Genomic DNA, 11,398 nt, shown 5'->3' with positions numbered 1-11,398 from the left:
ATCTCTATACCGCGCCAGCCTGAAATAAGATCTGAACGTAACAGGAAACCTGTCACATTCAGTAACATAAAATCTTTACCATCTACAGAAGCTTTTTTCTGAACATTGTATTCCGCAGGTAAAAAATTGCCAGCCATTGCCTGATCTATAATTAACTGCGATCTGTTGCTCCGCCCGATACTTAGCGCGCCATCCATTAAAGCGGATATCCAGTTAGAATCAACATAGAAAAAAGCAAGAGATTCTTTTTCCAGAAACATTTCACCGGGTACCAGGTACTTAAAAGGAATTCCTTTTAAACAAAACAGCTTGCCCAAAAATTCCTGTACATCTTTTGGGACATTTGTATTTGTATCATTAATTTTTGTCGTTGTTTTCTGTTCCGGCGGAGCATCTTTCAGATAACTGATTACTTTGTCCTTTGGGGAGTCTCCAGGATATTCATCAATAAGTTTATTAATAGCATCCACTTTCTTTTCCCGGATCTGTGCCTGTTTCACAGAGATCCGCCATGCCTGTATAGCTTTTGCAAACGCCTGACTTTCCAAGCCAAGCATTCTACCCAACTGCCAGGCTGCGGCAAATGAAATATCCATCATACCAGTGGTGGTATCGTAGCGCAAAGAAGCATCCGATGAAGAAAAGGAAATGGCTGTTGACGGTTGGTAAGTTAAATGCGGAACAAATGGACCATGATACCATGAAACTGTTTTTGCTCCTGCTCTTGTCAGGTATTCTACGGCAGTATATCCTGTATTCAGATATTTGGAAAGAGCAGCATCAATTTTTGTATCAAGGATCTGTAATGGTTTTATTGACAGGTCCTTTATAAGTGTAGTGAAAGAAGCATCGCCTGAATTATGAAAACTCCAGCTAGCCAAAGCAACCATCCTAACGATCTTTTGTTCTTTCGGAATTGCTTTTGATGCCGGCTTGGATTTATCTGTTGCAATATAATCCTGGAAGCCTTCCAGGGAAACAAGGACAGCTGTATTCATTTGATTTCCTGCGGGCAGTCTGTTCCCGACTATTACGGAAAACAATGCAGTGCCCGCATCTTTATCATCAAGATCAACGATTCCATTTTTATCTTTATTGGTGATACGGACTTTCTTAGAATGTGCCAGTAAAGAAGCCGCGCTAAGCTTGGGTATGTATTCAGAAAATTTCTCAGTGGGAATATCAATGGTATTGCAACTATCGGCAGCATCTTCCCATTCCATCAGTTTAAGCGCATCATTTTTACCATTAATAGCGGGCCCCAGTATAGCCGTACCCGGAGCAATCAGATCTGCTATCTTTCGGTTAACGATAACCGGATTTTCGGCCTCTTCAAAAAGAAGGACTGCCATCCAGGGAACCGGCTGACTGTAAATAGGATCTCGGGGTGCAGCTTTGGGTTCTTCTTCCGCAGCACGTTGGAACACCGGTGGTTTCCCATCCACTGTTCTTTCCCAGGGAAGCGTGCGCCTTGTGAAAACAATATGCGGCAGGGATTCTGAGAAATTACCTGACTGTCCTGCCGGTGGATATACGGAATAAATGTCCGCCGGGTTAAGTACGAATCGTGCAGCATCAATATTAAAATTCAAAGATGCCTGGGCAACTGGCCCTTTCGGCGGCAGGTATTTACTATCAACAGATTTGGGTGTTGTTACTGTATGTGTAATAGCCAGATTATATTCCCCTGCCACCATAGAAGGTGTGAAGCATTGTATCAGCTGTGTTTTTTCTATTATATCCGTTGTTGGCATGTCAAGCAAATGATTTTATTGTGTATCGGTTGGATATTGAGGTATTTGTCCGGCCTGGCAAAGTACAGGTGGCGCTTTAAAATAAACCTGTGGCCCAGTCATAATGGTATTCATATCGGTTACGTCTGTCTGAAATACTTCTCCCGTAACCATACTCAGCATTTCCATCAAGCGGTTTCTTTCTTTTGTAACCGCATCTTTTACATATGTAGCCTGGATCGTTTCAAATACATCGTATGAATGATAGGCCCGCGCAGTTTCAGCCATTTGCTGGTTCCAGACGAACATAGTACCAGACATATCAAACAATTGAGAAAAATCAAGCTCCCGGATACTGGAAACATTTTGTTTGGCAGGTGGACGGAGCGTAAGGCCGGATAATACATTCTCAATCACTTTGGAAGTGCCGGGATTCTGGTTCCCGGATGTACTGATTTCACTTCCCCAGAGTGCATCCGTAGCGCCTTTTGCTATGCAGGATACACTCATCATTTGTTCAACCTTACCGAGTGTAACCGTCACATTCAGACTGAAATCCAGTCCATCATTTCCGCTAAGACCGCAGGGCCGGATACCCAGTTCTTTTTTCCTTTCCGCATAGGTGTTGTTTACAGCAATACCATTTTTGAGAATCGTATTGCCTGTACCGGATCGCATTGGAATTGTATCATCAGCTTCTGCCCCGTTGACTAATAAGGAGGTAGCAGGAATAAGAGAATCAATAGTTAATTCCAGTTCATGAGGATTAATGATTGTATACTTTATTTTCTGATTATCCGCAGGGTCTTTTACCTGTTTGATAATTCCCTTGTTGATAACGGTATTAACCGGATTTGGCGGGATATAAGTACCCGCAAACTGTTTCCATTCCAGGGGAGCGGGCAGTGTTTTATCTGAAGCACCAAATGGTATGGTAAATGAGAAAATGGTCCAGTCAACATAAGCTTCCCCGGCAAATGGTGGTCCCCATATGTGTAGCTCCGCATCCATTTCCAGGCAGAAATGAATACTGATAAATGAAATGCTTATATGTGCATCAATCTTTACACAAATACCCATATCTATATAATACTGGAAAGGCGACCAGGATATCAGCATATCTGCCCATATGGTGAGGGATGCGCTGAGAACAGGGATCTGAAAAAGAACTTCCATTCTACCACCGGCCATAATTGCCGTTGGCGTTAACGCATAATACATTTCACCCCTGATAGATAATACATCACTTACTTTCCATGCTATGGCGAGTCTGGGGACGGTTGGATAATGATCCGGTTTCTTGAATTTTGGATGATAACCACCAAGTGTAACAACAAAATCTCCTTCATGCCGGCCGGATATCCAGGTGTAAAAAGCAAAACCGCCTGTAAGGGTACAGTCTTTTGAAAATAAATACGAATTTGGGGTGATGATAGCTTCTACAGAAATAACGTCGCTACCGGGGCCAAAATGTGCCAATACGGCTAATTCAATATAGACAATCGGTGATGGTGCAATACTTTTCTCCGGCCATTTCAGTCTTGATAATCCAAGTATTGCAAACTCCACATCGGTCCCAAAATTTACAGTAAGCAGAACAAACGATTCTACGATCTTAAAAGAAGTAAACTTAATACCTACTGCCAGCCAGTATTCGCCCATCGCAATTTCTATCGGCAACTTTCCGGTACTGTCTTTTGTTTCAAGATCTTTCAGAATATCAATGATTCCCTTTGACTTATCCGGTTGCATTGCCATAGCAACCAGTGGGAATTTGTGTACTTCGTTAATTGAAGGGATGTTAACTCTTCTGTTGTAACCAAAACCCGCAGCAATACCGGTTACAAAAAAGAAGCTTGGTCCGCCGATATTCCCCTCATATAATCCGTAAATGAAGAGCGATGCATTGTTACCCACTTTAGCATAAGAGCCTATGCCGGTAATCATGAATTGCTTCATTTTAAGAATTACGCCCCCGTTATATACATCTATATCTGCGCCGTTCACTTTTTGCGTAGTACGTATAAATGACGCACTGATTTCAACCGGTCCTTTTTCGAATTTGAGTCCTATTCCTGATAATTCGAATGATAAAGAGTCTGTATTCCCCTTGAATAAATCGCCGGGAAGAATGCTTACGCCCATTCCATTCAGGCTTAGATCCAGGCCACCAGCAGCTACATTGCCATCTATAAGTAAGGATATTTTTTTGCTGTTACGAAGGTTGTAGGCAAATCCAAGTTTACCTACCGTAACTGGTCCCAGCTTTTTACCAATGTCGAACCATTTTACGGTGGCTTCTGAATCAGCTGCGGATAATGTGGCAGGGACAGACGCCTTCAAACCTTTGGGAGGCAGTGTTAATTGAAAAGGTTGCTGCCCCGGTATATTGATTTCTCCTATCAGGTTAAAGCCTTTACTGAATTTTTTACCGGCTTTTGGAATGACTAGATTACTCTTGCCCGCCGAAGTAGTTATTGCCGGAATAAAGAATTCGCCCGCGCCGGAAGTATAAGCAAAACCAGTGTTCTTAAGACTAACATCTTTTAACTCTGAACCGATGAGAGGCATGCCATCCAGGCTTGCTATATCAGCCTCTATGCCAAAGGCATAACGGCTCTCGGGAACTGAATCACTTTTTGATTGATATTGGAAGAAGATTTTTATCTCTTTACCGCTGACAGTAACAATCGCAGCTAAATTTGTCTGCTTAATGCTACCATCATAAGTAATAAATACATCCTTTATAATAATATCGGGAATGAAAGCAGCAGGAATGACGTCTTTATAATCCGGATAAATATATTTGAGCAAATCATCCAATACATCAGTAACAGATAAGTTCAGATTACTGGTACTGCCTTTAAATTGTTTATTGGATATTTTTACACCTTTTTCTTCTTTTTCGGAAGAACTGGCTTTTAAATCAATCTTTACACCTTTAATAGTAAATACAAGGGATAAATCAAGAGAGGATGAAGAACTGTCTTTTACAGATTTCAGTTGAAAGTCTAATCCGCTATTTTTATTTCCTGTATCAGGTAACCATGTGAAATTACCTGAGTAAGCAGCTGTCTTTTTTGACTGGTTAACATCCAGCTTCAATTGCACTGTTTGTCCTTCAATATTTATCTCACCACCACCGGAATATTTGGTGATGCCGATAGTACTATCATAAGAGAAATTGATACCTGAGAAAATCAGGCCTTTTAGAATTCCGGGTAGGGCAGATCCATTGAATCCAAATGATTCAGCCATATCCGCAAGGCTGGTATTGGCTACTATAACTGCATTTATCTTTTTTGTATAGGATTCATCTTTACCGTGGATCATGCTGGTATCAAAAGAAATTACCGGTTTACTTGAACCGATTTTCATTGTTCCTTTAATACTGAAAGCATAATCTTTGGTGGCTGTATTGTAGAGTATGTTAAGAGCAGTTACCTCTATACCTGAAAGAAATTCCGGTAATCCCGCACCGGTAAACTTTGAAAACAGGTCGTCCATTAATTTACCGGCGGGAAGGGTAGTGTTAGCAGGTAGTCCGCCGGTAAAGATCAATCCATCTTTCTTTTTTTCTGTGTTAAGAAAAATATCCACTCCGCCGATAGTCAGGTTCACCAGGCAATTCCCGGTGAGTACACTATCGGTAACATCAACTTTTGCAATTACCTTGTTAATAGATAAACATGGAAAGCTTAATACGTTATCAAGTTCCACAAATACAGAAAGAGAACTTTGATTAACAGCATATACAATTATCAGGCTTCTGACGGTCATGTCGCCCAGGAGTAGCTTAACGCTATCCATAAGGTCGGTCGACTTAGTACTTTGGAAGGTGCTAATAATATTTACCAGTAATGTACTGATGACAAGGCGTTCATCAGGAGCTAATCCTCCTGAAATAACCCATCCCTGTTCTTTATCATACTCTCCCGAAATGTCTAAACCGAGACTAAATAGTTCCACTCTTCCGTGTACTGAACATTCTTTGACATGTTTATCTGCATAAACTAATGCCAGATCAACTTCCTGTATAGCAAATGTGGCACCGCCGAGTTTTAATTCCCAGTCAGATAAAACATCAAGAGAAATGTCGAGGCTCTTCTTATTAACCGATGCTTCAAATTCCAAATCTGCAATAGCGAGTCCTGATGGAATGATATCCTTTCCAATGATTTTATCAGTCAGCGCACCTATATCTAACACATTGCCCGGACGTAAGGAACCTGAGATATTAAAATCAGTTTTGGGTCCTGAGAAATCAGGTAAAACTACCAGGTCGAAAAAGGATGTTCCTAATTGCCATTCCCCGCCGAACTCTATACTTGTATCCCGTTCATCCTTATTAAAAGGCTCCTGTACATTGAAATTAAAATAAGGAGTAAGGGCAATAGCACCATCAATGAAATTGATAGGTTTTTCTGTTGTTAACTGAAATTCGGTTTGTTTGATATGACCGTCTTTCAATGAAATAACCGCCTGGAAATATGTAGCGAAAAAGGTACCGTAATCAGCAATGGAACCAGGCATTAAATCACTTATTGATCCACCAGCAAAGTCGTTGGTAAATGAATCCAGTGAATCCAGTGAAAAATGAATGTCTTCCGCCCGGAAGCGGAATTCTTTCTTCGTGATATCCACGTAGGCAAATACATCCGACGATCCGATTCCGAAATCAATATGACCAGATACACCGGCAAAGGGGATTGTTTTGCCAAGTTGAGACAAATTATAGATTACACGAAAGTCTTTAATACCAAGGCTGAACGGGCCGAATTTTTTGGAAACATCTAAGGGGTAGGCCAGAGATAATTTGTTTTGATCCCTGAGAATGTTTAGCTCCATGCCCATCGATGTGGGTATGGATAACATACTAACTATAGATGCAATGCTTGTATCAAGACTTGCATCAATCTTACAGGTGATGCCAGCTTTTACTTTTGCCCAGGGCATAATTTTATTGAGCTCTTCAGGATAATTCGTAAAAGCCGGTAGACTGTCTGTTGATGAATAAAGCAGAACAGGTTTGAGGGCATCACTGAACTTGGCAGTAAGGAAAGAGGATTTTCCACTGGCAAAAATATCCTGTACATTTTTTACCGAAGTAAATTGTTGCAGGAGAAGGTCCGGGGTAAGGAATGAAGGGAAATTAAAAAATCCCAATACATTCCTTTTTATTTTACCGGTTTTGCCGGTATCAAATATCAGTATGTTGACTTTCACATCCGGGTACGAAAGTAGATTCTTAACAGTCCCGGATAGGTATATGCAATCATCGCTCTGGTAGAGGGATTCACAGTTTTGTAAAGTACCGTCTTTTATGAGCAGTTCCCGCTGAAAGCTATTCAATGCGTGGGTGCCTATCAGGCTTTCGGATATATCGATATCCTGTTTCGATTGTATTTGTCGGGCAATTTCGGCAAATGAAACTATTGTATCAGTATTCGGCATTTTATAGTTGGTTAATCCACAGGGTTAATAAAAGAAATTATAAAAGTCTTTCCAGAATGCTTCCTTATTTAATACATAGGATACGGTCTTTGAAATAATATTGAATTGGTTGACATCGAAGAATTCACTTTGTCCCTCGAAAACATAATCGAATACTTTTACAAAAGGGGTATAGGTGTTATCTTTATTTTTAGTTCTTTTAAAGATTTTGTAGCGTATAAATGAAACTACAGGTGCATTTAGGGCAGTATTTTTTACATCTTCTTCATTTTGTTCCTTTGAGGCCACCGGAATAACACCGTTATATGCTTTTTTAAGTACGGACAAAATAGTTGTGCCTAAATATGTTTTTTGGGGTTCAATCACTTTCATTGAGCGATCATCTAAGAGATAGGCAGAGGATTTCAGCATATACAGATTTCTGTTTGCACTCGCTTGTGTGGTAAGCCGCTGACCGGTTTCTATTGCCAGTTGTTCGGTATTACAATCGTAACTTCCGCAAACAAAATTTCCGACGCGTTCGTCACCACCATCCCCATGTCCGAGTAAATGACACCATTCCTGTTCTGTTTCTACTGGTTTACCCGCCAGACCTGCAGATTTTATCCTTTGCCAGCTGGTCAGTGCCTCATTGCTGTATTTCAGCACGCTTTTACAAAACTCGTTCGCACTTAAGTTGCTTGGGTTGCCTGTAACCGGGAATTTATAAAATGGAACAATACCAGCCATCACTGAACCTGCGCTTTCACGCATATTCCTGCTGGTTCCAAGGAAGTTTCCTTTATTTTTTATAACACCAACTGTGTCTTTGTAGTGTTTAATAGTTGCATAATTATTTGGATATTGTAATGCAACGGGCAGGTTAACATACTTTTTCTTATCTCCTGACGGTTTTTCAATCATGTAGGAAATAAGATCCGGATCCTTATCGGAAAGTTTAGCTAACCGGTAATATAAAAACTGAAAATTTTTAAGCCTGTCACCTTCGGCTACTTCCTTTTTTCTTAGCCCATGAATGGGTACATAGGGCAGATTACATAAGTAATAGCGTTCCAGATTTCCGTCAGTATACTGCAGGGTGATAAACTCGTCAAACTCGTCAAGTATGAAATTTTCACCGTTTCTTGTTAATGAGGCCTTAGAATTAGCTTCATTTTCTTTCTTTTCGATTCCTATATAGGCAGCAAGATGAAAATCTGTAAATGTTATCGGTTCAAGAATATTTTGACTCCGTAATACTGTATTTGCTTCTATTATAAGATTATCGATATTGCCGGAAAAACGCCACTTAAAATTTGCCTCATCAATCTGCTGGCACCTTCCCATTGAATTTCCTGAACCGGATGTCAGTGGGAAAATGATATGCGAAAATATTTTATTCTCAGTGCTGGAATATGCATAGAAAGGGTAATAATTGCGGCTGAATACAATATTCATTCCTCTGTCAAACTCAACTTTCGACTTGCTGGATTCAAAACGGAACTGCATCCAATCTGTTAATATAGCCGATTGTTCACTTGTGTATCCTGGCTGAAACATTTGATAGTTAAAGTTTTTAGCCAGCCGTGATTTGGCAATAGGGGTATCAAATTTGGCTATATTTGTACCTGTTTGATAGAAATAAATATGATTTCCGGTATTGTAGAAAAATAACTTATCACCATCCTGGGAGATGAGGGGTATGTCTAATGTATTATACTGGCATAACATTGTATTATCGCGGATCTGTTTACCATAAGCCAGTTTATTCAGGTATGATCTAAGGTTATAAAATGAATAGAGGTAATAAGTAGTTGCCGGTCCTGATGCAGAGTTAACGCTCACTTCAATGTTGTCCATTATTTTAGTAACCAGTCCGGACAACACATTTACATTGTTATTTATAGATTCTGCCACATATGTACCAAAGTTGTTTCTATTAATCTGTAGCAGTTCGTCCTGATAAGTATGGGCCATCAGGAAAATTTTAAATTCAGCTAGTGCCGGGCTGATTACTTTTTCAATCTCCTTAAAGAATAAAAGTTCCTTCGATGTAAACAAATCCAGGGGTATGGTAGAAGCGCCGGAAGCCGGGCAAGCCATAGAGATCAAGTGGTTCTTTACGTCGGTAAGATTAGTGTCGAAATTGCTAGTATAAGGCGTTGTGAGTACCGGCAATCCTATTTTTGATCTGAGCAGATTGATCCTGGCGCCATCAGCGGATTTTTCTTTGGCACGGGTAAAAAAAGGATTGATGAGGCATATAATGAGATTGCGTTTAAGCTCATAGTGGATTATTGTTGGAGGAAGATTCAGGAATTCGGCAATACGTTCTTTGAGTGTTTCCTCAGACACCGTTTTATCGAATAGTTTTTGAAGCGCATCATTATATTCATAAACTTTCAAAAACTCAGCCGCCAAAAGATAAGGATCTGGGGATGGCATCCCTCCTTGTTTATCTAAAATCTCCTTCAATTCCTTAAAACGATCTGGCTTGAAAATCTCTCTGGTTCCTATTACTCTTGTAGGATCTTTTATGAAATCAGCAAATTTGAGTAATACATTAGCTTTCTCTGTTGTCCATTTCGCCTTTGCAGCATCTGTCAGATCAAACGTTATTTCTTCATTTGGGGTATCCGATTTTATTTTTAAATCGCCAATTTCAGCATCAATAAATTTAAAAGTACCAGCCTGTGCGATCAGCCACTTGCATACGGATTTATATAATTCAAAACTGGAACTGGTATTTTCACCTCGCATGAATGTTTGAAAATGGTTCTTTGGATCTTTATCAAGATCATTGGCAAAATCCATTTTAAGTTCGTAGGATAGCGTATAACTCATTTGACAGGTTTATAAGAATTTCAGGAAATGTATTGCTCATTCGGGCATAGTAGTGCCTACCGGGTAAGTAAAAATCCGGTGGACAGGTCCCTGATCTCTTTGTGCTGATTGTTTCGTAAAGGAAGATGATCAGGCATTAAAACCAATAAAACAGGTGTATACAAAATGTATACAATTTAAAAATTGTGAAAGGGATGGCGTTTACTCAACGTTATAATAATCAATATATTTGGGGCGTTTTCCAATGGACTCAGGCCGTTATTTTAAATACTGCTGGCAGCATGATAAGAGCTGTGTCCCATTATAGTTTGATTTAATGATGAATAACTGATCGTTATTGCGATATTAATCACTATTCAATGTTCTATTCCGGAAACATGCATGAGTGTCGCAAAAAAGCCACATGAAATGCATAAAATGATGCATAAGTGGTATGGAAGGGAATCCAGAGAAGGGGGGAGGTTATGATAGTTCTTGTTATTCGAAATATAATGATTTTCAGGGTACAACACCTAAAACCTCTGAAAATACCAAGGGGATAGATATAGAAAAGAGGATGCCGGAATGGAGACCGGCATCCCTGAACAATTAGCAATTAATTCAAATCCAATCCTTCACCTGCCTGCAACAATTTCAATGGCACATTTAATTGTTCCGCATTACTTTGCAGAACCCCCACCACATTGGGGAATTCTTCATATACCCCTGTCTTCGTAAATCCGTAGTGAATGGGTACCAGTACCCCGGCACTTAGAATATTTGCAGCCGCTACAGCCTGTAAAGGAGTTAATGTGGCTGGCACAGGGCTGAAAGGTTTTTTGAAATGCATTACGGCACCGTTTACCGGTAAGAAGACCACATCAAAAGGAGAGAATTTTTCGCCTATGCTCCAGAATTGGTTGTGCCAGATGGTATCGCCGCCATGTAAAATACGGTGCTCAGCATCGGACACTACCCACGATACCTGTTTATCGCCAATGCCGTCCATTGCAAATACAGGAGTAAAAGATGCAGCACCGGCATTATAGGTTTGGTCAGTTTCCAATGCCAATACATTATCAAAGCCATCTTCCAGTAGTTTGTTTGCCACCATTACAGAGCTGATAAGTTTACCCCCGGGTTTTAGTATGCGGCGGATTAAACCGGCATCATAATGGTCCGTGTGCAGATGGGTGAGCAGGATATAGTCGGCCTGACCCAGATGACTGAAACGGTAATCGGCATCGGGAATATCAAGAACGAAAGTTTTAATGTTAGCAAAATTTTCTACAGGGTCTATCAGGATGCATAAATCGCCGGTTGTTACTTTTACACCAGCCCAGCCTAATCTTTGAACTTTCATAAAGGGTATGTTTTTAATGACAATACAAATTTAGGTCACTATCACA

General features: G+C 40.2%; 5 protein-coding genes. 1 reads left to right on the top strand and 4 read right to left on the bottom strand.

Annotation, left to right across the window (positions count from 1 at the left end; genetic code table 11):
- Positions 1-826: 826 nt before the first annotated feature.
- The 3 genes from BM176_RS33190 to BM176_RS30855 all read right to left on the bottom strand — a co-directional run bounded on the left by BM176_RS33190 (position 827) and on the right by BM176_RS30855 (position 10,010).
- Positions 827-952 (bottom strand): DUF3953 domain-containing protein, encoded by a 126-nt coding sequence (locus tag BM176_RS33190; RefSeq protein ID WP_177230606.1) that lies wholly within the window; start codon positions 950-952, stop codon positions 827-829.
- An 817-nt stretch (positions 953-1,769) separates the two neighbouring features.
- Complete coding sequence (locus BM176_RS30860) at positions 1,770-7,187, bottom strand: DUF6603 domain-containing protein (protein ID WP_090108270.1); 5,418 nt, start codon at positions 7,185-7,187, stop codon at positions 1,770-1,772.
- Between the two features lie 24 nt (positions 7,188-7,211).
- Positions 7,212-10,010, bottom strand: coding sequence for a hypothetical protein (locus BM176_RS30855; protein WP_090108269.1), 2,799 nt, complete (start codon positions 10,008-10,010; stop codon positions 7,212-7,214).
- A 433-nt stretch (positions 10,011-10,443) separates the two neighbouring features.
- Here BM176_RS30855 and BM176_RS32655 point away from each other — a divergent pair, with 433 nt between their 5' ends.
- Positions 10,444-10,602, top strand: coding sequence for a hypothetical protein (locus tag BM176_RS32655; RefSeq protein WP_177230605.1), 159 nt, complete (start codon positions 10,444-10,446; stop codon positions 10,600-10,602).
- A gap of 3 nt (positions 10,603-10,605) precedes the next feature.
- Here BM176_RS32655 and BM176_RS30850 read toward each other — a convergent pair whose 3' ends face one another.
- Positions 10,606-11,352: an MBL fold metallo-hydrolase gene (locus BM176_RS30850; protein WP_090108268.1), complete on the bottom strand. Its 747-nt coding sequence runs from the start codon at positions 11,350-11,352 to the stop codon at positions 10,606-10,608.
- Positions 11,353-11,398: the final 46 nt, after the last annotated feature.

The sequence above is a fragment of the Chitinophaga sp. CF118 genome, from assembly GCF_900112615.1.
Taxonomy (GTDB): domain Bacteria; phylum Bacteroidota; class Bacteroidia; order Chitinophagales; family Chitinophagaceae; genus Chitinophaga.
This window is presented reverse-complemented; position numbering and strand designations above follow the sequence as displayed.